The organism is Campylobacter concisus, from assembly GCF_003048535.1.
Taxonomy (GTDB): Bacteria; Campylobacterota; Campylobacteria; order Campylobacterales; family Campylobacteraceae; genus Campylobacter_A; species Campylobacter_A concisus_S.
On sequence record NZ_PIRQ01000004.1, the window covers coordinates 52,621 to 76,674 of the forward strand.

A 24,054-nucleotide genomic window follows, 5' to 3' on the forward strand; every position below is an offset into this window, starting at 1 on the left:
CTATTGTTAATTTATCTTAATAGAATTAGTACTGACATACCAAAGAGCGATCTAAATATTACAAAGATAGTAGTTTCTGACGAGCTAAGAGCTAAGCATAAGCTAAAGCCTCATTACGAATATCTAAGCTTTGATTGCATTGATTGCCATCAAAATCAAGGCGATAATCCTAGCAAATTGACGATGGCTGCACTAGCTGCCATACAAATATGATAGGTAGCAATAAAATATCAGCACAAGCTCAAAAGATGCACGCCCACTATAAAAACTTCTTGGCAGTGGTAAAGAGCTAAAATGTGTAAGCTACCACTATGATGCAGGATATAGCGCTGGCTTTAGAATTTACCTTGAATATTGGAAGCCAACATATAAAAATTATGAGAAGAAGATGCTAGAGTAAAAAATCAATGTTAAGAAAAAATTCTTCAAAGATGAATATAAACCTACAAAAGAGGAAGAGGAATTTTTAAAACAAAAAATCGATAAAGACGCTCAAAAACCAGCTGGCGGTATGGCTGGATAAGTATAAACTTTCTATTATTAGGCAAGCAATTTAAGCTTGCCTGATTCTGCTTCTTGTGTAAAGCTTTTTAATATAAATTTATATTATAAAAATATAGACAAATCTAACTGACTAAATTTATAAACATGCTAAAAGATAAAATAATAAATTTTAATTTTTAAAATTTAAGAAATTTGCACAAGCTCTTTGTTCTCGAGTTTGTATGAGTTGTCGCATTTAGCTGCTAGATCGTTGTCATGAGTAACTAGCACAAGGGCAGCGCTATTTTCATTTACATAGTCAAATAAAACTTGCATCACTTCATTTGCTGTTTGTTTGTCAAGGTTACCCGTTGGCTCGTCTGCAAAGATGATCTTTGGCTTTTTGGTAAGCACTCTAGCGATACTAACGCGTTGCTGCTGACCACCGCTTAGCTCACCAACTTTTTGATTTATCACATTTAAAATTTTAAGCGATGCAAGATCATTTTTTTCTATATTTTCACCAGATAAGATACTAGCAAGCTCGATATTTTCGTAAGCACTAAAGCCTTTAAAAAGGTAGTGTGACTGGAAAATAATGCCAAAATGAAGCCTTCTAATGGCCAAAAGCTCGTTTTGAGAAAGCTCATAGATCAATCTATCTTGATAGATGACCTCACCAAAATTTGGTTTTAAAAGTGTTGAAAGTATGTGTAAAAGCGTTGATTTGCCACAACCGCTAACGCCGGTTATCGCGATGCTTTGTTTTTGATTGAGAGTTAAATTTATATTATTAAAGAGCGTATAATCATACGCAAAGCCTAGATTAGACGCTCTTAAAATTTCCATTAGCCTATTTGAGCAGCAACTTCTGCAGCAAAGTCATCTACTTTTTTCTCTAAGCCTTCACCAAGCTCGAAACGAACGTATTTTACGATCTCGATCTTGCCGCCAAGCTCTTTGCTCTTCTCTTCGATAACTTGTTCGATAGTCTTTTTATCGTCCATTACATAAAACTGACCTAAAAGTGTAAGACGTTGGTCAAGCACTGTGTTGTCAGCATAAAATCTCTCGATCTTGCCAGGGATAATCTTGTCCCAAATTTTCTCAGGTTTGCCCTCAGCTTTTAGCTCTTCTTCGATCTCTTTTGTAGCTTTTGCAAGCTCTGCCTCGCCTATTTGGCAGCGACTAGCATACTCAGGAATGTGATGAAGTGGCTTGCCTAGGCGTTTTAGCTCTTCATTGTCTTTTTCAAGTTCAGCGCGAAGTGCTATAAATTCTTTCTCAACAAACTCTTTATCAAGGTCTTTGTAGCTTATAACGCTTGGCTTCATAGCGGCTGCATGCATACATAAATTTCTTATAAAATCAGCTGCTTTGTTTGCAACTTCAGCGCTTTCGCAAGCTGCACCGATAAGTACACCAACACGACCATTTGAGTGAACATAGCCATTTACCACGCCCTTATCATCAGCGCTAATAGTCTCAAAGCGGCGCACTACAAGATTTTCTCCGATGGTTGCAATCTGAGTTTTGAAGTAATCTTCAAATTTAACACCATTTAAAGTGCTCGCATTTAGCTCTTCAACTGTTTTTATGCCGCTTGATTGGATGTGAGCTGTTGCATCTTTTGCAAGTGCTTGAAACTGTGGGTTTCTAGCAACGAAGTCAGTCTCAGAGTTGATCTCACTAATAGTTGCTTTTTTGCATTTTGAGCAAACTTCAACACTTACCAAGCCTTCGCTTGCAAGGCGGTCAGCCTTTTTAGCAGCTTGGCCTAGGCCTTTTTCACGAAGGATGTCAACAGCTTTTTCCATATCGCCATTTGCTTCGCCAAGTGCCTTTTTGCAGTCCATCATACCAGCTCCGGTTGATTCGCGGAGCTCTTTTACCATTTGTGCAGTTATTTCCATTACTCTTCGTCCTCGCCAAAGTCTTCTTCACTCATAGCCTCAGCTACAACTGCGTCTTTCTCATCTTGGCTTACTTCTTCGCCAGCAGCTTGCTCACCACCATCTTGCTCAAGAAGTGATTTACCTTCGTTGATAGCTTCAGCCATCTCTTGGCAGAAAAGCTGAACAGAGCGAATCGCATCGTCGTTTCCTGGGATCGGATAATCAACAACATCAGGATCGCAGTTTGTATCAATAGGTGCTACAACTGGAATTTTTAAACGATTTGCTTCTTGAACAGCGATCTTTTCTTTAACTGTATCAACGACAAATATCATATCAGGTAGGCTTTTCATATTGCGGATACCGCCAAGAGTCGCGATAAGTTTCTCTTTTTTGCGGCGAAGCATCAATGCCTCTTTTTTAGTTAGTAAATTTATCGAACCATCTTCTTCCATAGTTTCGATGACTTCTAGTTTGCGGATAGATTGGCGGATGGTACCAAAGTTTGTCATCATACCACCTAACCAGCGGTGATTTACATAAGGCATTCCACATTTTTCAGCATACTCTTTTATAGCGTCGATAGCTTGTTTTTTAGTGCCTACAAATAGTACTGACTTGCCTTCAGCAGCTGCGTCACGAACGATGTTGTAAGTGTAGCGGAAGTAGCGGATAGTCTTTTGTAGATCTATAATATAGATACCTTTTCTCTCGCCAAAGATAAATTTTTTCATCTTTGGATTCCAGCGGCGTGTTTGGTGACCAAAATGTACGCCACACTCTAATAAATCTCTCATAGTTACCATGAGTTTCTCCTTGTTTTAGGCATTTTGCCTTGAATTTAGTTTTATCCTCCACGACCATTAATGCTTTCGCACAACCAAATTTAGGATTGTCGTGTGTGAAATAAAGGGGGATTATACTTAAAATAATATGAATTTAAACTAAAGTTTATTTACTTAATTGTGAGTCTTCTTCGATTTTTATTAACTTAGCAAAAATTTCTGCCATTGCTTGCCTTTGTTCGGATGAAATTTCAAGCTTCTTAACATTTAAAAGAATGCTTACAAACTCCTCGTTTTGTAGCGTTTCTATGCCAAATTTTCTTGCGTTTATAGTGATTTTTAGCACAAGAGGATTTTTTGATTTAAAATTTTCGTAAGACATTCTTTCTCTACTTTCAAAATTACAAAGCGATTATAAAAAATTTATAATAAATTCGGATTCAAATTTATATCAAACTTTTATTCTTTTATCTCAAAACTAAGTGTCGTTTTTAACGTCTCTTTGTCACACTTCGCAGCATCTGGATAAGATCTTTCATAAATCACCTCAAATACCCAAAATCCTGGTCTTAGAGCTAACACTTCAGTGATGCCTTGCTCATCTGTCATACCGTAAAATGCGTGCTTATGGTCTAAAAATCCAGCGAAAGTACCAGTTAGCTTAACTCGCTCTAGCGGCTTTCCATCAGCGAAAACCTGCAATTTAAAAGGCTTATCCACTCTAAATTCCGCTGGGTTTTGTAGCGGTACGATCTCGATTTTAACTCCAACAGGTTTAGTTACGAAGCCATCTATTTCACCTAAATTTAAGACTCTCTTAGATGTTATCGTCATCAGCCGGCAAATCTGTATATCGCTTAGATCCTTTAGATCAAGCTTAGTTTTGTCTATTAACCACTTGCCATCACTACGCTTTTTAAGCGAATACATAGGATTTTGCTGTGCCAGTAAGATATATGTACCTTTGTCTAATCTTTCACCCTCGTAGCGGTAGTTCTCGCCACTTTGTGTAAGCTTCTTTTTACTACCATCTTTACTTATTACGGTAATTGGCGCAAAAAGATGGATGCGTTCGGCCATAATAGGCTCTAGCTTTGGAAAATCATCGCTATAACCCATATTTACGATAAATTTTCCTAGCTTTTCATCATTAGCTCCATCTACCCAAAACATGTGTGCTTGCGCCATATAAAAGGCTCCTGTTAACATAATGGCGGTCAAAATTTTACCTATTTTCATGATTTTCCTTGTTGTTATTTTTGAGATTCGATGTCAAATTGTAGCTAAAAATTATTATATTTAGCCATTTTTTAGATCAAATTAAATATCAAAACGTTCAATACAATTTAGCTGGCAAATTTTAACAGGCAAGTAATGAAGCTAAAAATTTGCTTTTATTTTTTAGTATTTATTGATGCAACTCTATTCATCACAAATCCGCAAAAACGCCCGGTCCTACTCTGTTTGCGGTATGAGAATAATTCATCTCTCTCAAAAGTACAACGAGGATCTATTGATATTTGCTCTACTCCAAGCTTAGTAAATTCGTCCAATAAAGCTGCGTTTATATCAAATTTTCCATCATTTTTATATCGGTTAAATTCACCAAGATCTAGCTTGCCTACTTCGTAATTTTGCACTTTGATATTTGCGCCTATAAATACGCGTAAATTATTAGCACAGCAGCCAAACTCACTCGTCATCAGTCCTACCGCATTTGTGCAAATTTTACTAGTAACACCTGCACGTCCTGCATGCACAGCTGCGACTACGCCAAGATGTTCATCTATTATCAAAACAGGCGCACAGTCCGCGACTAAGACGCAAAGCGCCACGCCTTTTAATGATGTTATCACACCATCGCATGGAGGTAGATCATCGTTAAAATCTTGCAAAATTTCCACTCGATTTGAGTGGATTTGGCTCATAAATTTTAAATTAATAGGCATAATGCCAAGCGCCGTTGTTAAAATTTCACGATTTTGTGCGACCTTTAGCGGATCATCGCCAACATGATCTGCTAGATTTAAGCTCTCAAAAGCTCTCTCACTCACACCACCAAATCTATTTGTAAAACCGGCTAATACGCCATTTTTATCAAAAACGATCTCTAAATTTTCACGCATCTTCGCTCGCTTAGTAGAGGCTTGAAATTCTCTCGACCTCGTCCCAGCTAAGGCCGCTATCTTGCTTGCAAAAAAGCTGCCTAGCTACGTATCGAGCCAAAAGATCACTTTCGATATTTACGCGCCTGCCGACCTTAAAAGTGCCAAAAAGGCTATCTCTAAATGTGATTGGTATGATTGTGAGTCTTATGCCTTTTGGCAAAATTTCATTTATGGTTAGACTCACGCCCTCGACGCCCACCGAGCCTTTATTTGGCATCAAGCTCATAGCATCGCGCGGCAGGTCGATATAAAAATCAACCCCGTTCTCATTCTTTTTGATATTTGAAATTTTACCGATAAAATCGATATGTCCTTGCATCAAATGACCATCTACTCGGTCTCCTAGCTTCATCGCTGGCTCAATATGCACTCTTTCTTTTAAATTTTCAACCGCGATATTTGCCCTACTCTCTGCGCTTAGCTCCACACTAAAGCCATCTTCATGTAGTTTTATTACGCTCAGGCAAGCGCCATTTACGGCAATGCTATCGCCTAAATTTGGACGAAAATTTGCCTTTAGCCTTAAAATATTTTGTGAATAACTAACAACCTGTGCGATCTCACGAATCAAGCCATTAAACATATTTTGCCTTTAAATTTTTTAAGGATTTTACTAAATTTTGCCTAAATTTGGACATTAGCATCTTTGGTTATTTTATATATTTAAGTAGATAGTGGCAGAAATGGCGGTGAATCTTTGGTAATCACACCAAGAATGCTGATAAAAATTTATTGGGTAACTCTAGTATAAATTCTCTACAAATTTTAGTTTTTTATTTTTTATAAATTTAGCAGTCTTAGCTCGTTTGCAAAATTAGCCACGTCTTGCTAAAATCTCGTGCTACCAGATCATCCCTCTTTATCCATAGATAAATTCTGCCCTCTCCGTCCCAGTCCATGTCGCCCTCATCATCACTATCTATCTGTAAAAGCAGTTGCCACTGGGCAGAATTTTTCTCAAATTCCGCTATTCTTGGGTGGTGATAAGCGCTACCATCACCACAACTAAGTCCATTTGCAACCAGCTCACACTCTAGCTCCATGCCATCTTGGACATTATCAGAGTGTCCAAGGAGCTTATTTGCTTTAGCCTGCCAGCTTGGCTCAATAACCTCACGATAGGCCTCCCACTCAGCTTCACTAATTTTACTAAATGGCACAATTGAGCTTTGTAAATTTGGCAAATTTATCTCATTTTCAAAGCTAAGCAAGCGTGCGTTAAATATAGAATTCTCTCCCTCTAAACTCTCCGCTCTCCTACGAGAAAGTGGCCCATGATTTACATCAGAAAAGATCACTGCAAAGCCGTTTTTATCGGCAGGATCATAGCCCCAAACACGCAAATTTCTATCATAAAAGAGATAGAGCATTCCGCTTTTTGGCAGTAGTGAGTCAATGTCAAATTTGCTAGCTTCAGCAAAATTTATCTGTGCCACAAAACTTAAAGCGCCATTTTCATTTAACGGCCACGATAAACCATCTGGCAGATCTGGCGAGCCGCCAAATTTAGACGCTCCAACGGCAATATCATCGTCATTTTTAGCTTGCGCATCTATCCTTATGGCATTTTTTGCTAGTGGCGATAAAAGTTTAAAAAGTTCATCCAGCCCACGCTCTTTACAACCTTTAGAAATTTTTGCAATATCCATATTTTCATCTTTAACAAGCATCAACGTATATATGATACTTCTTACAATGCAAACAACGAAATAAATATCCGGCAATATCGCCAGCTTTAACAAGATATTCGCGTAGCATTTTATCGTCATATTCGGCTCTTTTTACATAGTCCTCAAAGACCTCGTCTGCTATGCCCATTTCTTCGAGCTCTTTTGTGCCAACGTCACCTAAAAATTCGCAATAATCATCACAACAAACTATCCAATGCTCACCCTGCCAGCTCTCGTAGCCCGGGGTTCTTCTAAAGAGTTCGTCATCCTTTTTAATATCATTTGTAGATAGCTTATCAGCATCTTGCACAAACGTAGCATCAAATTTCTTAGCAGCCATACCGCTAGAAATACAAGTAGGACAAAGATACGAAATATCTTTCTCGCAATAAATGCTACCGTTATAATAAACTTCAGTATCTTTGCCGCAGCACTCACACACTATATTCATATCATCTTTAAATGCGCCAGTTTTTAAAGGATTGGGATGATAGATAAATTTTGGTAGTGTGGAGGCTTTATCTTCTTGAGCCAAAATTTGATCTCTACTTTTTGGGCGAGGCAGCGCCCATTTATCATTTTCGTCAATGAATTGCACTAGATAGCCAAGTGCCTTTAGCTGCTTTTTATCACTTTTGTCATGTATTTTTAAAAGTAAGTCGTAAGCACTCTTTCTCATAGATAAAAGCTGATAAACATCGACTAAAACATACTTTGCGCAAATGTCATCACAGTTTTCCAACTCTTCTTTAAACTCATAGAGTGCCTCAATACTAGAAGCATTGTCATTATTTTTATAATATTCTTTTGAAAGAGTGATATATTTTTCTTGAAATTTATTCATTAATACTCTTTATGTAGATTTGATATTAACAATTTTAGTGTTTAAATCTTAAAGATATAAAAGCTAGTATAAAATTATGGCTGTTAAAGCGATTAAATTTATATTGATTTTTAAATTGTTTTAGTATTTTAGTAGATGATGCCACAAACAAATTTGATAAGTATTCTTATAAAATTGTTGTGACTATAAATTTATTCTTCAAATGCTCCGATAGAGAGAATTTTTTCTATTCTTTTTGCTACAAGATCATTTATATCAAGCTTTTCAAGCTCAGCTAGCTCTGAGATAAAATAATTTGCAAGTGCTTTTGCAGCACCATCTTTATCTCTATGAGCTCCATTTATTGGCTCATCTATAACAGCATCAATCAGTGATAGACTTTTTAAATCATCAGCTGTTATTTTCATAGATTTTGTAGCTTGTTCTTGTTTAGCTGGATCATTCCAAAGTATTGCTGCACAGCCTTCTGGTGATATAACTGAAAATACAGAATTTTTCATCATGGCAAGTCTATCAGCCACACCAATAGCTAAAGCGCCACCACTTCCACCTTCGCCTATGACAACAGCAATTATTGGAGTTTTTAAATTTGCAAACTCAAACAAATTTCTAGCTATGGCTTCACTTTGCCCTCGCTCTTCAGCTCCAATACCTGGATATGCGCCTGGAGTGTCTATGAGAAATAAAATAGGTAGATTAAATTTCTCAGCCATTTTTGCAACTCTAAGAGCTTTGCGATAACCCTCAGGATGAGGCATACCAAAATTTCTTCTTAATTTGTTTTTAGTGCCACGGCCTTTTTGCTCGCCTATAACGACAGTCTTTTTGCCTCCGATATAGCCGATGTAGCAAACTATTGCTGGATCATCTCTAAATGCTCTATCTCCATGAATCTCATATCCATCAATCAAAAACGCATTAATATAATCAATAGAATATGGTCTATCTGGATGACGAGCAAGTTGTAAACGTTGATATTCGTTTAAATTTTTATATACTTTTGAGATTTCTTTAGATAGGTTTTTATTTAAAATTTCAACAGCATGTTCATCGCCTCTGATCTTAGCATTTGCTATGTCTTCATCAATTTGCTTTATGCTCTTTTCAAAATCTAAATAATTTGACATCTTAATCCAACTTTTTAAATATCACGACACCATTCGTGCCGCCAAAGCCAAATGAGTTACTCATAACAGCTTTTATATCAGCTTTTCTAGCTTTATTTGGAACGTAGTCTAGATCGCACTCTGGATCAGGAGTTTCGTAGTTTATTGTTGGAGGGATAATGCCGTCTCTCATTGCCATTATAGATATAACAGCCTCGATCGCACCAGCACCACCTAGACAGTGTCCGGTTTGACCTTTTGTTGAGCTAACTGGTGGACATTTATCACCAAAAACTGCTTTTAGTGCCGCAGTCTCATTCTTATCATTTACAGGTGTTGAAGTACCATGCGCATTTACATAATCTATCTTTACACCTTTTGCCATATCAAGTGCTTGTTTCATCGCACTTAATGGGCCTTCAAGTGTTGGTGATGTGATATGGTGTGCATCTCCGCTCTCACCAAATCCAACCACTTCAGCATAAATTTTAGCACCTCTTGCAATAGCTGACTCATACTCTTCAAGTACAAGCGCACCGGCTCCTTCACCCATTACAAAACCATCACGATTTGCGTCAAATGGCCTTGACGCCTTACTTGGTTCATCATTTCTAGTTGAGAGAGCTTTCATTGCTGCAAAGCCACCTATGCCTACACCACAAATAGTAGACTCAGCACCGATAACTAACATATTTGTCGCTTGACCGATCATAATGCATTTTGCAGCTTGCGATATCGCATGAGTGCTTGCTGCACATGCTGTTACGCTAGACAAATTTGGACCCTTAAGTCCGTGATTTATAGAAACTATGCCACCTAACATATTTACAAGTGCCGATGGAATAAAAAATGGTGAGATTCTCTTTACACCTTTTTCAAAATATGTAATCGAGTTTTTCTCAATATTTGGCAAACCACCTATGCCAGCTGCCGAGCTAACGCCAAATTTATGAGCATCAAACTCTTTAAAATTTGCATCAGCCATAGCTTCATTAGATGCTTTTATACCAAGCTGTATGAAACGATCTACTTTTTTCACCTCTTTGCCGTCTAAAATGCTATTTGGATCAAAATCAGTTATTTCGGCAGCAATTTTAACAGGAAAGTCACTTACATCAAAGCTTGTAATCTCTTTCACACCTGTTTTACCCTCACAAATAGCCTTAAAAGAGCTCTCTTTATCAAGACCAAGTGCGTTTATCATGCCTATACCAGTTACAACGACTCGTTTCAATACATCTCCTTAAATCAAACTGTGTAAATTTTAATTATTTACCTAGTTTTTCTATATAATTTACAACGTCTTGAATGCTTATTAATTTCTCTGCTTCGCTATCAGGAATTTCTACTTCAAATTTCTCTTCTAAAGCCATAACTAGCTCTACAACGTCAAGTGAATCAGCGCCTAAATCCTCAATGATTTTAGACTCTAATTTTACTGCTTGTGGATCTACGCTTAGTTGCTCTACAACTACGTCTCTTACGTCTTCAAATACTGCCATTTAAGGTCTCCTTATAAAAAATGTCTGTTATCTTATAATATTTACGCTTTTATTTATTTTAAATTTCAAAACTTGTTGAAATTTCATTACATATAAAGTCCGCCGTTTATTTTTAGCGTCTCGCCAGTTACGTAGCTTGCGTGATCACTTAGTAAAAACGCCACTGCCTCAGCCACCTCGCTAGCGCTACCAAAACGTTTTAGCGGAATGTTATCGCTATAAGTTTTCTTCACCTCATCGCTTAGTCCATGCGTCATATCAGTCTCAATAAAACCAGGAGTTACGCTATTAAAGCGGATATTTCTACTTGCGCCCTCTTTTGCAAAGCTCTTGCTCATGGCGATTAGTCCACCCTTGCTGGCTGAATAATTCACCTGTCCAGCATTTCCCATCTCGCCAACGATAGATGCGACGTTTACGACCGCTCCAAAGCGCTTTTTGCTCATCACTTTTAAAGCCTCCCTGCATCCTATGAAAGCTGAAGTTAAATTTGCATTTATCACATCTGTAAATTCGCTAGTTTTCATGCGAAGCGCTATCTTATCGTTTGTGATGCCAGCGTTATTTACAAGGTAGCTTAGCTCGCCGTCGCTATCAACTATCAAATTTATACCTTTTATAAACTCATCTTCGTCAGTTGCGTCAAATTTTATCACTGCAGCCTTGCCGCCATTTTGCTCGATCTCAGCCTGCAAAGCGTCTGCTATCTCAGGCTTTGAGCGGTAGTTTATCCACACTTTTAAGCCCATATTTGCAAGCGTCTTTGCGATTTGTGCACCAATACCTCTACTTGCGCCTGTTATTAGTACGTTTTTTCCGCTAAATTTCATAAATTCTCCTTATTTTTTTCTAATTTTTCACTGATTGTAGCTTATATAAGCTTAACGTCTAAATTTTATCGTTTCTTTCCCACTTTATCTTTTTGCCGAAACCAAGAACATTACTTGTAAATTTTAGTTTTTCAAGGCTTATACACCAAATTTTTGGATCCATTGCTTTTGCATAAAAAAATCTTTTAAAGTAAATTTCTCGCTCACTTGCGCTAGCCTCGCTCATCACTCCTTGAAACTGTACGCCCTCTATCTTGCCAACGATCTTTGTATCAAGAGCGACCGTACCAGCAACAAGCTTTGAGTTTTTTAAAAATTTAACATGTGAGCTATCATCAGAGCTAGCTAACAAAAGGCTAAAATTTAGCTCGTCAAAGGCGTAAAACGCGCTAAAAGCGTAAGGCTGACCATCATCATCAATGGCGCAGACACTTGCGAGATGCATCTTTTTTAGAAATTTAACTATCCTCTCATCCATCTAAATTCCCCTAAAAATATCAAGAATGGCTTGAAATTTAAAGATAACTATGGCGATTATTAGCACCCAAAGCGTAAAAATAATGAGCTCTATTAAAGTAAATTTATCTTTTGCAACCTTTTTAAAAGCAAGCATTGTTAAAAATACCCCGATAAAGCCACCAATTAGCGAAAAATAGTGGATCGCATTTACCTTTACGAAGCTTGGCAAAAGCCCTTTAAAAAATAGTGAAAACATAAAAATGGCAAGCAAATTTGCAAGTATCAAGTAGTAGCCAACGACCGGTAAAACAGGGTAAAGCTTAGCAAAAACGAAGCTTAAAACAGTGATAAGCATCAGCAAAAAGATCCTAGTCCCAAAACAACACATCGCCCGTCCTTTTTTGACGCATTTTACAAAATTTTGCTTTATGAAATTAAAAATTTGCCGATTTAGCCTCAAAAGGATTTAAAAATGCAAACAAATTTTTACTCTCAAGGAAGCTACAACAACATGAGCTTTTCGATGAAAACTAGCTCAGGCGATGAGATAAGCTTTTCGATGTATGACAACAAAAGTTTGGAATTTTCCAGCCAGAAAAATGGCACTTCTAGCCAAAGAAGTCTTACTCTCACGCACGAATACGGCTATGAGTTTTTATATAAAGGAAACGGCATAGACGAGCAAGATATGAAAGAGATCGAAGAGGCGATGAAGCAAATTCGCCCGCAAGTTGATGAATTTATGAAAAATGTCAAAGAGGGCGACAAGATCGCGGGTAGTAGCCAAAGCATAAGCGAGCTTTCAAACAAGATCAAGCAGATGCTTCCTGACGCAAAAGATCTGGATCATAAAAATTTCATAAATGATAATATGCTAAAAATGTTTGACGAACTTTTAGCTAAAAATGATGCAAATAAAAACCTACTAAGTGCGGCAAAAAGGCTATTTGACACCTTGCTTGATGAGAGCAAAAAAGTATCTTACTACGCATAAATTTAGAGCTTTTTGGCTCTAAATTTTTATAAGTGCCTCTCTCTCAAAAAAGAGATGCGACAAAACTATCACAAAATAAAGCTGAAAAAATAGCCCAACAAGCGGCACAAGCGAGATGAGATAAAACAAAAGTGTAAAAGCTATAAATTTTATCCCGCCACCTTCAAGCAGTGCTAGCTCAAATTTATCACTATCAAGAGTGTTTGAGCCAACGTCTATCAGTAAAAGTTTGTAGTAGATATAAAAAAACGGCACGTTGATGATGAAAAAATTTACAAACGGCACAAACAAAAGCGGTAGGCAGATGAGCAATATCCCAAAAAATTTCATGATCTCAATCATCATCACCTTTAGCACTCTAGCTGTGCTAGCCTCGCTTTTAAGCACGTAGTTGTAGTGCCTTTTGTTTATCTCTTTGGCCACAACTGGAGTTAAAAAGCCGGCTACGATTAGGGCGATTATTATGCTGATAATTATCGTTAAAAAGGTGCTTAAAACGTAAAAAAGTATGCTTATAATCCATTTTGTAGCGCTAAAGTTTAAAATTTTAACAGCATACGATGAGAGCGTTGAATTTGACTCTATAAATCCGTAGTCGCCGCTATTCGCCCCATCGCTTAAAAGGTCAAAGATCTCGCCACCTCCCCAAATCGTAAGCCAAGCAAGGCTAGCGATACTAAGAAAAAGTGGCAAGATGGATAGCGCTATAAATTTGGCTGTAAAAAAATCTTTAAAGCCAAGGCGAAGAAGATTTATCATTTCACCTTTTTATACTCGTGCTCAAGTGCTGCGTAAATTTCACCTATCTTACTAACGCCATTTGACAAAATTTCACTCATCACTTCATTATCTTCGCGTCCGTTCCAATTTTTCTTATAGCTGCCTTCTTTATAGCCATTATTTTGGCGGAAGCGATTTAGCACGTTTTTGGCGATGTAGCACTCATAAAGCGAGTATAAATTTACGCCACATTTTAAAGACATAGAGAAGTAAATTTTTAAAATATCAAATATATCGTAGTCAAACCCACTACACTCATGTATAAGCATCTCGACATCATTCATTATCTCATAAATGCTCTCGTCTTCGATCCTTAAGGGCTCTTTGCAAAACTCACTAAAACCACTTGATTGGCAAATATCATCAGCTAAAGTTTCTATATCTCCAAGCTGTTTTGATTTATAAATTTGCAAAGCCAGACTCATTATAAAGTGCCAGATATCAACAACTTCTATGCGCAAATTTTGTTCATCAGTCTTAGCATCGATGCTCTTCCAGTGTTTCCATGCAAAGCTATCGATTAGCTCAGCGCACTCCATATATATGCAGCGCTTCCAGCTAATTAATTTATTTTTATTAGTATAACCATTTTCCCAGCCAAGCCCATTTGTCTCATCATTTAGGCTTTGCTGCATCTTTAACATCTCTAAAATAATCGTTCTTTCATTCATTTTAGGCCTTTAAAAATTTTAAAGGATTATAACAAAAAATTATTAAATGCCACGAGACAAGCTTGACTTAAATCATTTTATGTATAAAATTTAGGAGCTAAAATAAGCAAAAATTTCAAAGGAGAAAAAATGAGAGAAAAAGATCTAGTGGTTTGCAATGTTTGCGGACTAAAAAGCAGCGATGATACAAATGCAGTTTTTATCCACGCTCATAAAAATGGCGAAGAAGTTGATATCTGCACCAGTTGTGTTCCAAGCGTGATCCATGGCTCAGGCATGGTCGTAAAATCAAACGAAGAGATAAAGGCTGAAATTTAAACTTTAGCTATCATTTGAGGATCTTGTCTTACAAGGTCTTCAAATTCTTCTGCACTCATAGGACGAGATAAGAAAAGTCCTTGCACTTCATTACAATCAAGCTCTTTTAAGAAATGAATATCTTCTTCTTTTTCTACGCCTTTTGCGCCAACTTTTATCTTCATTGCCTTTGCTAAATCTATAATTGCAGATACGATTTGTGCATCTATTTTGCTATTTGATGCTTGAGCAACAAATTCACTTGCTATTTTTATACGCTTAACACCGTATTTTCTAATATAAATAAATGAAGTATATCCAGAGCCAAAATTATCTATGCAAACATCTATATTATTTTCTTTAAGAATAGAAAAAATTTTATCGAGCGTTTTAGAATTATTTGTCCATATTTCTTCGCCAAATTCTATTTCAAAAAGCTCTGGATTTATATGGTGAGAGCGTAAGCTAGAAACAAAGTCTAAAACAAATTTTTCTGATTTACTTTGAGTCTGTGCAACATTTATACTTATTTTTGGTATCAAGAGTTTTTCTTTTTGCCATCTATCTACATACTCTATGGTCTTTGAAACTAAAAGTGAGCAAATATCATTTAAAATATCGCTATTTACATTGACCTCTTTCATAAATTTGCCTGCTTCCATCAAGCCAAATTTTTCTGATTTCCAATATAAAAAAACCTCTGCGTAGATCATTTTTTCAATTTTTAGATCAAATATTGGTTGAAAATATACATGAAGGTCTTCTTGCAAATTAGCTTTTTTAAGCGCGATCTCGATACTTGAGCTTAGGTGCATTTCATTGCTAATTTTATCGCTATAAACCATAGGATTTAAAGCTGGATTTTTCTTGGCATAATACATTGCCATATCTGCATTTTTTATAATATTTCTTGGATTTGCCGTGCTATTTTTTGTTGCTACGTCTATGCCTATTATGCACTTAAGTCCAAAGTGATATCTATCTATTTGAATTGGCTTTTCAATAGCATCTTTTAAGGCAATACCAAGATTTAAGCGTTTTGTATGACTATTTATCTCCATTTTTGCTAGTACGATAAATTCGTCCGCACTAATCCTTGCTATGGCCTCTTGTCTATTGCAAACTTCAAGTATCCTTTTTGCAACTAATTTTAAAATTCTATCGCCTATTTCGTGCCCGTAAGATGTATTTATGCTTTTAAAACGGCTTAAATTTATATAATAAACCGCGATTTCCTCATCTTCAGAGATGCTTTTGCACATTCTTTCAAGCTCATTTACTATAAAATTTCTATTGCCAAGATCTGTCAAATAGTCCTTCTCAGACATATCTTGAAGTCTTAAATTTGCGAGCATAAGTTCATTAGTTCGCTCATGCATCGACTTTTCCATCTCTCTATGAAGATTTCTCTCAAAATCTAATATTTTTCTACTTGCAATAGAGCTTTTAACGTAGTAATTAACAATAGCGTTTACAACCAAGATAAATAGTGAGATGAGTGTACTAAAAGATGTTAGATCTTCTTGTAATAGCAAAGGTAAAACTATTATTATTGGTAGCCATTTTGATCCTATTGAGATATCTTTATCGGTATTTGTAACATATTCGTTTTTGGCTTTTAAATGAAAAGCTCCTATCATCAAGAAAAAGAAAGGAACGATATATAAAAAATCTATTTTATGGCCAAAAATTACATTTGAGATCTGGCTATAAAAAATAAATAAATTTAGCATCGTAAATAAAATACTAGCCGATATAAGGTAAAAGCCGCTAATTTTTATATGAAGCAAACTGCTTGTAAAAATCTCACTTAAAGTAATAAAAAGTATAAGAAAATTTATGGCTACAATAGAGAGAAAAACAATATTTGATCTATTATTTATCATTGATGAAATATCTATTTCGTCAAAAATACCATATATTAAAATTACTATTAAAAAAAAGACACTTATGCTATCCATAATGATGGCTAGTTTCTCTTGACTGGCTGCAAATTTTGAATACAAAAATATACTAACGCCAGTTAAAATAGATATCATCGGCAACATAAAAAACACATCAAGATACGCGTAAGAACTATGAGCCCGCAATAGTACATCTTGATTTAACACCATTAATGCATCACAAATGGACCATAAAAAAACACCAAAACATATTGCAAGCCAATGCGTTATTTTGGTTTTTACTTTATCCATTGAAGTATAAATGCCAAAAGTTATCATAAAGAAACTAAGCAAAATAGATATTTTTCCAATTAGATTATAGTCTAGTAAAGATGCTAATAGTGCAAATACGAATAGTGCTACAACTGCAACTAAGATCCATTTTCGCATGCCAGTTATAGATGATTTTGATATTAAAAAAATAGTGTCCCTCTCCTAAGAAATAGTCCAAATTATACAAAAATTGACTTTGCTTTTGGTTATAATTTCCCAAAAATTTTAAAATTCACAAAGGTATCTTATGAAGTGCAATATCGTCATAAATGGACAAAATTTAATAGATTATAAATCTTTTATCTTATTTTTCTCAAAGGCGGCAAGAAAGCAGTATTTTATAAACACTTTTATGATATTTACTGAAGCCATCATAGCTGGTTTTGTTGCTGATATGCTATTAAAAAGTAAAATTTTTACTATTATCGGAGCTGTTTTTGCTATATTTTGGATCATTTTTTATCCTATTTTTTTAAAAAGAAGTCGTATAGCTGCATTAAAGAGAATTGAAATTTCAGGCGTTCAAAAGCAAATGAATTTTGAAGTAAATGAGAAATTTCTGGCTTATTATGAAAACGAACCCAAAGAAAATGAAAAATTTGACCTAAATGAAGTTAGTGAAATTTATGAACTCAAAAATATTTTTATCATTTTTTTAGAAGAAAAAATTCATCTAATAATCCCAAAAGATGAAGCTAGCTCAAAAATGATAAATGAGCTGGCCAAACTTTGTGATAAAGATATTTTGAAATTTGAAAATTTTAGCGCAAAGAGTGTGCTTAAATAGCGCTTATTATAAGTTTTTCAAAATCCTCTGCACTCATTGGCTTGCCCCAAAGATACCCTTGCACCTCATCGCATCCAAGCTCTCTTAAAATTTTAAGCTGGGTTTCATCTTCGACGCCTTCAGCAATAGTCTTTAGCTCCACATTTTTAGCCAAAGCTATAACGCTTTTTACCACGTCTTTATCTATATCATTTATAGCAATATTATCTATCAGCTCTTTAGCGATCTTTAGGCGACCCATAGGATATTTTTTGATATAACTCATCGATGAAAAACCGGTACCAAAATCATCTATGGATATGCAAATTCCTCTATTAGAAAGCTCAGATAATGCACTTTGCATCATCTCTTCGGCATTAATAAGGCTGGCTTCTGTGATCTCAACATCTACACAAGATGGATCGATGCCGTATCTATCTATATAGCTTAAAAATTTAGATGCAAAATTTATATTATCAATCTGTTTTGGAGAGATATTTATGCCTATTTTTAGGTTTGTATTATATTTCTCATTCCAAAAGGCCATTTGTTTTATAGCATTTTTTGCTACCCATTTTCCTATCGCATTGATAATAGAGCTTTGTTCGGCTATTGGGATAAATTTTGATTGATCCACCGGACCTTTTATAGGAGAGTTCCACCTAACAAGAGCCTCTGCTCCTACTATTTTTTTACCTTCTATTAGATACTGAGGCTGAAACTTTAGCTCAAATTCTTCATCAAAGCTTATGCTATTTAGCAATATTTCTATATAGTTTCTATCCTGAATTATGCTTTTTATATCACTATAAAAAACGTACTTTTCAGACGCATCTTTTTTTGCTGCTTCTAGTGCTGCTTCTGATTGCATGATAAAATCATCAGCCAAAATTTCACTAGTTTGTGTCGAGCTAATCCCTATTTTCGCATCAAGTACAATTTTATAATCATCTATAACGATTGGCTCTGAAATAGCTTTTAGTAGATAATGCAAAAATTCCCTGCAATGTACATTTTCGTTTTGCTTGATAACAACGATAAAGTCATCTCCGCCAGACCTTGTAAATAAAGAATCATTTGGTGGCAATATTGACTCAATATTTGAAGCAAACTTTGCTATTACATCATCGCCGATATAATGCCCATACGAGTCATTTATCGCTTTAAAATGGTTTATATCAATACTATAAATATCTATCTTCTCGCCAAGTGCCTTTGACTTTATCATCTCTTCAAGCCTTGCGATAAAATACTGGCGATTTAGAGCATTTGTCAAATAATCATATTTACTGATCCTTTGTAGGTGTTTATTTGTCTCTTCAAGCTCTTTTACTTTACTTTCTATCTGATTATTTAACACTTTTTTGATATGTATTTCACGTTTAATTAAAATATCCATCTTTCTAACATTAGAAAATGTATAAGATAATGCCCCGTATGCAAGCAAAGTAACTAAAATAGAAAATAACCATGTCAAATTTATCTTCCAAGAGTACAAGATCATGATCGTCAAAAATACGGCAAAAACAAATAGCTTTTGTATTAAAATTTTATCAAAATCGTTTCTGAGCGCCCTAAATTTTAGATTTGCCTCGCCCTCTCTTAAATGAAGCGTAGCAACAAACAACATAAAAAATGAACTCTTAAATACAATGTCGTATCCAGAAAAGGATATTTCATCTATCCAAAAATCTATTGTAGTGGTAAAAATGTCATAAGTGCTTATTACAATAAGCGCTATCAAGCATAAAAGTATAGATAGTCTTCTTTTTGAAAATTTAAGTGAAAAAAACGCAACAAATGAAGTACAAAACATAAATAAATCTATGGCAATGTAACTTAGATTAAAAAAATCTTTTTGACTTAAAACTTGAGTTAAATTTCTATTAAAAATCATAAACCACATAAAACTAAAATATATTGCGGAAATAGAGACTGAGTCCACAAATACTTGCATTAAAAATAAATTTTTCAAATTTTTAATCAAAATGTAAAAAGCAGAAAATGCAAACATAAAATATGAAACTACGTATGAGATTTGTATAAAATTGACTTTAGAAAGAAATTGTTTAAGAAAATCAACCTTATCATATAGCATCCACATAGTATCTGATGCTACCCAGCAAGTAAGGCCTAGTAATATATATATCCAATATGTTTTTAAATTTCTTGTCTCTTTTAGCTTTAAAAAGATAAATAATGTGATCATAAAATCAAATAGAGTAGTAATTATGTCTTCATAAAAACCACTAGCAATAAAATAACTAACAACATATACACAAAAAAGTATCAACATAAATACAAAAGATACTTGATTTTCGTTGCTTATTTTACTTATCATGTTCCGTCTTTATATATCTTTCTCTGCCTTTTTGGCTAAACTTTGCCATCTTTGCCACTCACCACTATCATCGACGTCGTTGCCGATAGCTTCGTATCTAGCGTAAAAATGCTCAACAAATTTCTTACACTCTTCATCTTTTGGCAAATAGCTTAGTTCATCTTTTTGGCAAAATTTCTCCAAAAATGTGCTCGCATCATCTTTTTTAGCGTATGTTTGCGCTAGATCGTAGTAGTTTTCTAAGCAAATTTCTTTAAATTTAGCGTAAGCTTGCTCGCTCATATCCACGCTTAGTTTGCCATCAAATTTAAGCACGCCAGCCCTAAAAAGCAAGCTAAGATGTATGAGTCCCTCGCAGTAATAAGCCCTCACCTCATCGACCTTTCGCCACGCGATAAGCCCAACAGCACGAGCTATTAGCTCATGAAAAACGGCCATTTTATACTCCGCCTCTTCGTGCAAGAAAAAATTTACTAACCCACCAGTCGTCGCCTTATACTCTTCTATAAATTTAAAGACGCCACTTTTATTCATCATCATCTCAGTATCAAGCCCGATAAAGAGGATGTGTCCAAACTCATGGCCGATCGTTGAGATTTCATAGACTTTTTTCCAAATTTTTGGCTTTAAAAATAAAATCTCTCTACCAAAATCTAAAAATTCCTTGCTAAAAATTTCAGCCCCAAGCTTCATAAAAGGCTTTGCCTTTGCTCCCTCATAGACGTGATTTACAAAGGCAAAAATTTTCTTACCACATTTTGCACTCACACTCTCATCGTTTGGCACGACTTGAGCGCTAAAAAGTCCGTTTAGCTCCGCTGCGTAATAGATCATCGGCACGCTTATATAAAGCTGCGTTCTAGCGATATTTTCACTAACTGCCTTATTTGTCTCGGCGTTATCAAATTTGACCTTTTCGCAAACGCTTTTATAAGTTTTTGCCACTTTTTCTTTAAATTTAAGCTCATCTATGCCCTCGCTATCAACAAGTCTGATGTCCCACTCAAGCGCGACTGCGTGCGTGTAGGCATCCTCGTAGTACTCTAGCGGATGGCCTGGCTGAAGCGCACCTTTTACATCCATCCACGCTATCTCAGCCTCTTGCCAAGCGTTTATCACCTTTGTATTATCTTCTTCACAAAAGGCATTTTGTAGCTTTTCAAGGTATTTGACATAAGATTTTTGCTCGTCATTTTTGGCTAAATTTCTTAAAATTTCAAGATTTTTAGCAAAGACGCTTTTAAGCTCTCTCACCTCATCTTTAAAAGCAAGTGCGTAAGGTAAAAAGCTAAATTTCTCGCCTTCTTTTACTACCACGCCATACGTTCTATCAGCCCTTACGCCGTTACTATCACACTGAAATAAAGCGTTTTTAGTGATAAACTCATTTGCCTGGCTTAAATCTTTAAATTTAGCCTCAAACTCTTTGTTTGTAGTGTCGATAATACGATCCTGCCATGAAATTTGCCACGCATTTAGACTAAGTCCAAGCTCGTGCATAGCCTGCACAAAGGCTTGATTAAACTGATCTAAAATTTTCTCTTCTTTGGCCTTTTCTAAAAGCTTGGCGTGCAGGTTTTCATATAAATTTCTAACGTAGCCATACATTAAATTTAGCACTCGTTTTTGCTCATCTTCGCCTAAATTTAGCTTTTTTAGCTCATTTTGAAGCGGATCAACTTTAAGATCTACTATCCTTCTTGCAAGGGCTAGTTTTTGGCTTGGTGTGCCAGCAAGAGCACAAATTTTAACAGCCTCGTTTATGATATCATCGTCTAAATTTTTATAAATAGCATTTAACTTCTTTTTTTGCTCTTTTGTAAGTTCGTTTAATCTTTTAAAATCGTTCATATTTTATCCCCTAAAGTTGCAGGATTTTAGCATAAAGCCATTAAAATTTGCTACAATCAACCAAAAATTTTAACATCTAAAAGGCAAAAAATGGATATTTTAAAAGATTTTGGTGAGCCGCGCATAAAACAAGTCATGCTACCAAAAGATACAAACTCGGCTGGAAATATTTTTGGTGGCTGGATAATGAGTCAGATCGACCTTGCAGGTGCTCAGGCTGCTAGAGAAATTTCTCCTGAACGCGTTGTGACCATTTCTATGAAAGAGATCATTTTCAAACAACCTGTCTTTGTTGGCGATGTGCTAAGCTGCTATGCTAAAATTATCTCTGTTGGTAAAACCTCGATAACAACGCAAATAGAAGTAACCGCTCTTAGGCTAAATCCGGGCGGATATAGAGAAACTATACACGTTACAAGCGCTACTGCAACTTACGTAAGCGTGACGAAAGATGGACTTAAAAAGCCAATCGATGAGAAGCTGAAACAGCTTCATGGATTTTAAAAATTTGGTTGCGATTTATGCAACCAAATTAAAAAATTAATACTACTTTTAAAAATTATTGAAATTCTTAAACTAAAAGCAATATTTTTCAACTTCTTTAAATGCTTTGTGAAGTAAAATCAGGCTCTATACATTTTTTGGGAGAAAAATGAAAAAATCACGTTTAGGTCTTTTGCAAACACAAATTTTAGATATCCTAACTCAATCCGAGCTTGATAAATTTGAGTACAAAAACCTTCCAAAAACAAGCATCATTTACGCAGAAGAGATCAAAATCATCATTTTAAAAAGCGGCTGTGCAAAGCTTTCGTTTTTTGAAGATGGGGAAGAATTTATTCTTTACCGTTTGGAAGCAAATAACATCGCTGTTCTTGATGATAATTGTGCTTTTGAAATTTTAGAAGACGCAAAAATTTACTCCATAAACTTAAGCGAAATAAGTGAAATTTTATCAAATGTAAATGTTGTAGATGAAATTTTAAAAGCGGCGTTAAACGCCATTATTGTGCAACGTCAGATCATAAAATCAATACTTTTTGAAGATGCAAAAGGCAGGATTGCAAATTTTTTAATCGAACTTGCACGCGAGCAAGATCTAAAGCAAAATGGCTATCATTACCTCTTTTTACCATTTTCTCTAAAAGTGCTCTCAAGCTTTGTGGGGCTTAAAAGGCAAAGTGCTTCAACTGCATTTAATGAGCTTATAAAAAACGACATCATAAGAAAAATAACGCCACATGAGTTTTTAATAATAGATTACGAAAAGCTCAAAAGTTACACAAACTAAAAATCAAAAATTTTTATAATGGCTAGCAAAAAGTAGCCTTAGAGGAATAGTCTTTGCCAAGAAGCAAAGACTAAAAATTTTTAAGCTTTTTTCTTCATATCGAATTTATTTGCCATAAAGCCAACTAAACCAACAAAGAAAAGTCCGCCGCAGATATTACCAAGTGTAACTGGAACTAAGTTTTTACCGATAAAATTTCCCCAGTTTAAAACTTCTAGTTTTTCAGCCGTAATGCCATGTCCTAAAGCTGCAGCCGCAGCAGCGATATCTCCGCCATTTGCTGATATATAGTGAGCTTTTGAGATGATGGCTTCAGTGATTATGAACATATTTGCCACGCAGTGCTCCATTGAGCAAGCCACAAATGCGCCGATCATCCACATAATGGCAAAGAATTTACCAGATAGATTGCTCTCACTTGTCGCAGTCCAAATAGACATACAAACAAAGACGTTACAAAAAATTCCGCGGATAAATAGCTCATGAAATGGTGCTGTGATCTTGCCAATACCAGCTGGTATAAAGTGCTGCAAGATGTAGCCATCATACTTTAGTGGCAAGCCTGAGTAGTAGTACATATACGCAATCAATGCGCCGCCAACAAAGTTAAATATCCAAACGATAGCCCAGTATCCGATAGTCTTACCTAGTTTTAGCTTTCCTTCATATGCGCTAACGCCGCTTAAAACAGAGCTTGTAAAAAGATGTCCGCCATAAAAGACAACCATCATAAGACCACAGCTAAATGTGATACCGCCGATAAAATTTGAAAGACCAATAGACTGATTTTCAGCCATACCAACTGTCGAGTGAGCCCAAAAAATATCACCCATAGCAATAGCAGCACCAGCCATGATAGCAAGAAAAATAATACTTGCAAGTGGCATATGAGCTTTATGCTCCATAGAGCTTGAGACCGCTTGTGCAGTTTCTGCCGGATTTAACATCACATTCTCCTTTTATTTTCAATCTCGCAAATGAGCCAAACTCGTTTTTGCGACCAAAGTTTAACACTTTGCAAAATCACTAAAAGCCAAGATTGCTGCTCACAATTAAAAGCAAAATTTTGCCTTTAGCAACCAAAAAGACTAAATTTAGCTATTTG

General features: G+C 35.7%; 27 protein-coding genes. 6 read left to right on the forward strand and 21 right to left on the reverse strand.

Going from position 1 to position 24,054, the window contains the following annotated elements:
• Nucleotides 1–3 precede the first annotated feature (3 nt).
• Nucleotides 4–213 (forward strand): hypothetical protein, encoded by a 210-nt coding sequence (locus CVS93_RS09745; protein WP_234400090.1) that lies wholly within the window; start codon nucleotides 4–6, stop codon nucleotides 211–213.
• Nucleotides 214–687: 474 nt separating this feature from the next.
• Here CVS93_RS09745 and CVS93_RS04850 read toward each other — a convergent pair whose 3' ends face one another.
• From CVS93_RS04850 to CVS93_RS04920, 15 genes are all read right to left on the reverse strand, one after another.
• A complete protein-coding gene (locus tag CVS93_RS04850; RefSeq protein WP_107686785.1) occupies nucleotides 688–1,332 on the reverse strand; it encodes an ABC transporter ATP-binding protein in 645 nt (214 codons plus the stop codon).
• Nucleotides 1,332–2,396 carry a translation elongation factor Ts gene (gene tsf, locus CVS93_RS04855; RefSeq protein ID WP_107686786.1) on the reverse strand — a complete coding sequence of 355 codons (1,065 nt, stop codon included), beginning with the start codon at nucleotides 2,394–2,396 and terminating at the stop codon, nucleotides 1,332–1,334. Before tsf ends, CVS93_RS04850 begins: the two co-directional genes overlap by 1 nt.
• Nucleotides 2,396–3,184, reverse strand: a complete 789-nt coding sequence (rpsB, locus tag CVS93_RS04860) for a 30S ribosomal protein S2 (protein WP_002941277.1) — start codon at nucleotides 3,182–3,184, stop codon at nucleotides 2,396–2,398. Before rpsB ends, tsf begins: the two co-directional genes overlap by 1 nt.
• Before the next feature lie 145 nt (nucleotides 3,185–3,329).
• Nucleotides 3,330–3,545 (reverse strand): acetyltransferase, encoded by a 216-nt coding sequence (locus tag CVS93_RS04865; protein WP_107686787.1) that lies wholly within the window; start codon nucleotides 3,543–3,545, stop codon nucleotides 3,330–3,332.
• A gap of 77 nt (nucleotides 3,546–3,622) precedes the next feature.
• Nucleotides 3,623–4,402 carry a DUF4198 domain-containing protein gene (locus CVS93_RS04870; RefSeq protein ID WP_107686788.1) on the reverse strand — a complete coding sequence of 260 codons (780 nt, stop codon included), beginning with the start codon at nucleotides 4,400–4,402 and terminating at the stop codon, nucleotides 3,623–3,625.
• Nucleotides 4,403–4,557: 155 nt separating this feature from the next.
• On the reverse strand, nucleotides 4,558–5,289 hold the full coding sequence (pgeF, locus tag CVS93_RS04875; protein ID WP_107686789.1) for a peptidoglycan editing factor PgeF: 732 nt from the start codon (nucleotides 5,287–5,289) through the stop codon (nucleotides 4,558–4,560).
• A gap of 10 nt (nucleotides 5,290–5,299) precedes the next feature.
• A complete protein-coding gene (locus CVS93_RS04880) occupies nucleotides 5,300–5,914 on the reverse strand; it encodes a riboflavin synthase (protein ID WP_107686790.1) in 615 nt (204 codons plus the stop codon).
• A gap of 214 nt (nucleotides 5,915–6,128) precedes the next feature.
• Nucleotides 6,129–7,001: a YwqG family protein gene (locus CVS93_RS04885; RefSeq protein WP_234400098.1), complete on the reverse strand. Its 873-nt coding sequence runs from the start codon at nucleotides 6,999–7,001 to the stop codon at nucleotides 6,129–6,131.
• Entirely contained in the window at nucleotides 6,991–7,845 is an 855-nt protein-coding gene (locus CVS93_RS04890) for a CbrC family protein (protein WP_107686792.1), read from the reverse strand. Before CVS93_RS04890 ends, CVS93_RS04885 begins: the two co-directional genes overlap by 11 nt.
• 191 nt (nucleotides 7,846–8,036) lie before the next feature.
• Nucleotides 8,037–8,972, reverse strand: coding sequence for an acetyl-CoA carboxylase carboxyl transferase subunit alpha (gene accA, locus CVS93_RS04895; RefSeq protein WP_107686793.1), 936 nt, complete (start codon nucleotides 8,970–8,972; stop codon nucleotides 8,037–8,039).
• Between the two features lies 1 nt (nucleotide 8,973).
• Nucleotides 8,974–10,185 carry a beta-ketoacyl-ACP synthase II gene (locus tag CVS93_RS04900; protein ID WP_084041941.1) on the reverse strand — a complete coding sequence of 404 codons (1,212 nt, stop codon included), beginning with the start codon at nucleotides 10,183–10,185 and terminating at the stop codon, nucleotides 8,974–8,976.
• Between the two features lie 34 nt (nucleotides 10,186–10,219).
• A complete protein-coding gene (gene acpP, locus CVS93_RS04905; protein ID WP_021091725.1) occupies nucleotides 10,220–10,453 on the reverse strand; it encodes an acyl carrier protein in 234 nt (77 codons plus the stop codon).
• Between the two features lie 86 nt (nucleotides 10,454–10,539).
• Entirely contained in the window at nucleotides 10,540–11,283 is a 744-nt protein-coding gene (gene fabG, locus CVS93_RS04910; RefSeq protein WP_107686794.1) for a 3-oxoacyl-ACP reductase FabG, read from the reverse strand.
• A 58-nt stretch (nucleotides 11,284–11,341) separates the two neighbouring features.
• Entirely contained in the window at nucleotides 11,342–11,761 is a 420-nt protein-coding gene (locus CVS93_RS04915) for a pyridoxamine 5'-phosphate oxidase family protein (protein ID WP_107686795.1), read from the reverse strand.
• Entirely contained in the window at nucleotides 11,762–12,130 is a 369-nt protein-coding gene (locus CVS93_RS04920) for an L-arabinose ABC transporter (protein WP_234400091.1), read from the reverse strand.
• Between the two features lie 84 nt (nucleotides 12,131–12,214).
• Here CVS93_RS04920 and CVS93_RS04925 point away from each other — a divergent pair, with 84 nt between their 5' ends.
• On the forward strand, nucleotides 12,215–12,736 hold the full coding sequence (locus CVS93_RS04925; RefSeq protein WP_107686796.1) for an ATP/GTP-binding protein: 522 nt from the start codon (nucleotides 12,215–12,217) through the stop codon (nucleotides 12,734–12,736).
• An 18-nt stretch (nucleotides 12,737–12,754) separates the two neighbouring features.
• On the opposite strand, the gene CVS93_RS04930 is transcribed toward CVS93_RS04925, so the two are convergent.
• A complete protein-coding gene (locus tag CVS93_RS04930; RefSeq protein ID WP_107686797.1) occupies nucleotides 12,755–13,495 on the reverse strand; it encodes an EI24 domain-containing protein in 741 nt (246 codons plus the stop codon).
• Complete coding sequence (locus CVS93_RS04935) at nucleotides 13,492–14,187, reverse strand: dUTP diphosphatase (RefSeq protein ID WP_087586115.1); 696 nt, start codon at nucleotides 14,185–14,187, stop codon at nucleotides 13,492–13,494. The genes CVS93_RS04930 and CVS93_RS04935 overlap by 4 nt, the downstream gene beginning before the upstream one ends.
• Before the next feature lie 129 nt (nucleotides 14,188–14,316).
• On the opposite strand from CVS93_RS04935, the gene CVS93_RS04940 reads away from it, so the two are divergent.
• Nucleotides 14,317–14,505, forward strand: a complete 189-nt coding sequence (locus CVS93_RS04940) for a hypothetical protein (RefSeq protein ID WP_021091806.1) — start codon at nucleotides 14,317–14,319, stop codon at nucleotides 14,503–14,505.
• Here CVS93_RS04940 and CVS93_RS04945 read toward each other — a convergent pair.
• A complete protein-coding gene (locus tag CVS93_RS04945; RefSeq protein ID WP_234400092.1) occupies nucleotides 14,502–16,574 on the reverse strand; it encodes a GGDEF domain-containing protein in 2,073 nt (690 codons plus the stop codon). The genes CVS93_RS04940 and CVS93_RS04945 overlap by 4 nt on opposite strands.
• Nucleotides 16,575–16,947: 373 nt before the next feature.
• On the opposite strand from CVS93_RS04945, the gene CVS93_RS04950 reads away from it, so the two are divergent.
• Entirely contained in the window at nucleotides 16,948–17,487 is a 540-nt protein-coding gene (locus CVS93_RS04950; protein WP_107686799.1) for a hypothetical protein, read from the forward strand.
• Here the strand turns inward: CVS93_RS04950 and CVS93_RS04955 are convergent.
• Nucleotides 17,480–19,282 (reverse strand): putative bifunctional diguanylate cyclase/phosphodiesterase, encoded by a 1,803-nt coding sequence (locus tag CVS93_RS04955; protein WP_234400093.1) that lies wholly within the window; start codon nucleotides 19,280–19,282, stop codon nucleotides 17,480–17,482. The genes CVS93_RS04950 and CVS93_RS04955 overlap by 8 nt on opposite strands.
• A 534-nt stretch (nucleotides 19,283–19,816) precedes the next feature.
• Nucleotides 19,817–21,658 carry an invasion protein CiaB gene (gene ciaB, locus CVS93_RS04960; protein WP_107686801.1) on the reverse strand — a complete coding sequence of 614 codons (1,842 nt, stop codon included), beginning with the start codon at nucleotides 21,656–21,658 and terminating at the stop codon, nucleotides 19,817–19,819.
• Between the two features lie 90 nt (nucleotides 21,659–21,748).
• On the opposite strand from ciaB, the gene CVS93_RS04965 reads away from it, so the two are divergent.
• Together CVS93_RS04965 and CVS93_RS04970 are read left to right on the forward strand one after the other, a co-directional pair.
• Nucleotides 21,749–22,162, forward strand: a complete 414-nt coding sequence (locus CVS93_RS04965) for an acyl-CoA thioesterase (RefSeq protein WP_021091795.1) — start codon at nucleotides 21,749–21,751, stop codon at nucleotides 22,160–22,162.
• A gap of 148 nt (nucleotides 22,163–22,310) precedes the next feature.
• Entirely contained in the window at nucleotides 22,311–22,949 is a 639-nt protein-coding gene (locus CVS93_RS04970) for a Crp/Fnr family transcriptional regulator (protein ID WP_107686802.1), read from the forward strand.
• Nucleotides 22,950–23,029: 80 nt separating this feature from the next.
• Here CVS93_RS04970 and CVS93_RS04975 read toward each other — a convergent pair whose 3' ends face one another.
• Nucleotides 23,030–23,896 carry a formate/nitrite transporter family protein gene (locus tag CVS93_RS04975; protein WP_107686803.1) on the reverse strand — a complete coding sequence of 289 codons (867 nt, stop codon included), beginning with the start codon at nucleotides 23,894–23,896 and terminating at the stop codon, nucleotides 23,030–23,032.
• Nucleotides 23,897–24,054: the final 158 nt, after the last annotated feature.

Coding starts and splice junctions, on each gene's coding strand:
- CVS93_RS04850 (WP_107686785.1), bottom strand. CDS start 1,332: ATGGAAATTTTAAGAGCGTCTAATCTAGGCTTTGCGTATGATTATACG.
- tsf (WP_107686786.1), bottom strand. CDS start 2,396: ATGGAAATAACTGCACAAATGGTAAAAGAGCTCCGCGAATCAACCGGA.
- rpsB (WP_002941277.1), bottom strand. CDS start 3,184: ATGGTAACTATGAGAGATTTATTAGAGTGTGGCGTACATTTTGGTCAC.
- CVS93_RS04865 (WP_107686787.1), bottom strand. CDS start 3,545: ATGTCTTACGAAAATTTTAAATCAAAAAATCCTCTTGTGCTAAAAATC.
- CVS93_RS04870 (WP_107686788.1), bottom strand. CDS start 4,402: ATGAAAATAGGTAAAATTTTGACCGCCATTATGTTAACAGGAGCCTTT.
- pgeF (WP_107686789.1), bottom strand. CDS start 5,289: ATGCGTGAAAATTTAGAGATCGTTTTTGATAAAAATGGCGTATTAGCC.
- CVS93_RS04880 (WP_107686790.1), bottom strand. CDS start 5,914: ATGTTTAATGGCTTGATTCGTGAGATCGCACAGGTTGTTAGTTATTCA.
- CVS93_RS04885 (WP_234400098.1), bottom strand. CDS start 7,001: ATGCTTGTTAAAGATGAAAATATGGATATTGCAAAAATTTCTAAAGGT.
- CVS93_RS04890 (WP_107686792.1), bottom strand. CDS start 7,845: ATGAATAAATTTCAAGAAAAATATATCACTCTTTCAAAAGAATATTAT.
- accA (WP_107686793.1), bottom strand. CDS start 8,972: ATGTCAAATTATTTAGATTTTGAAAAGAGCATAAAGCAAATTGATGAA.
- acpP (WP_021091725.1), bottom strand. CDS start 10,453: ATGGCAGTATTTGAAGACGTAAGAGACGTAGTTGTAGAGCAACTAAGC.
- fabG (WP_107686794.1), bottom strand. CDS start 11,283: ATGAAATTTAGCGGAAAAAACGTACTAATAACAGGCGCAAGTAGAGGT.
- CVS93_RS04915 (WP_107686795.1), bottom strand. CDS start 11,761: ATGGATGAGAGGATAGTTAAATTTCTAAAAAAGATGCATCTCGCAAGT.
- CVS93_RS04920 (WP_234400091.1), bottom strand. CDS start 12,130: ATGTGTTGTTTTGGGACTAGGATCTTTTTGCTGATGCTTATCACTGTT.
- CVS93_RS04925 (WP_107686796.1), top strand. CDS start 12,215: ATGCAAACAAATTTTTACTCTCAAGGAAGCTACAACAACATGAGCTTT.
- CVS93_RS04930 (WP_107686797.1), bottom strand. CDS start 13,495: ATGATAAATCTTCTTCGCCTTGGCTTTAAAGATTTTTTTACAGCCAAA.
- CVS93_RS04935 (WP_087586115.1), bottom strand. CDS start 14,187: ATGAATGAAAGAACGATTATTTTAGAGATGTTAAAGATGCAGCAAAGC.
- CVS93_RS04940 (WP_021091806.1), top strand. CDS start 14,317: ATGAGAGAAAAAGATCTAGTGGTTTGCAATGTTTGCGGACTAAAAAGC.
- CVS93_RS04950 (WP_107686799.1), top strand. CDS start 16,948: ATGAAGTGCAATATCGTCATAAATGGACAAAATTTAATAGATTATAAA.
- CVS93_RS04955 (WP_234400093.1), bottom strand. CDS start 19,282: ATGTTTTGTACTTCATTTGTTGCGTTTTTTTCACTTAAATTTTCAAAA.
- ciaB (WP_107686801.1), bottom strand. CDS start 21,658: ATGAACGATTTTAAAAGATTAAACGAACTTACAAAAGAGCAAAAAAAG.
- CVS93_RS04965 (WP_021091795.1), top strand. CDS start 21,749: ATGGATATTTTAAAAGATTTTGGTGAGCCGCGCATAAAACAAGTCATG.
- CVS93_RS04970 (WP_107686802.1), top strand. CDS start 22,311: ATGAAAAAATCACGTTTAGGTCTTTTGCAAACACAAATTTTAGATATC.
- CVS93_RS04975 (WP_107686803.1), bottom strand. CDS start 23,896: ATGTTAAATCCGGCAGAAACTGCACAAGCGGTCTCAAGCTCTATGGAG.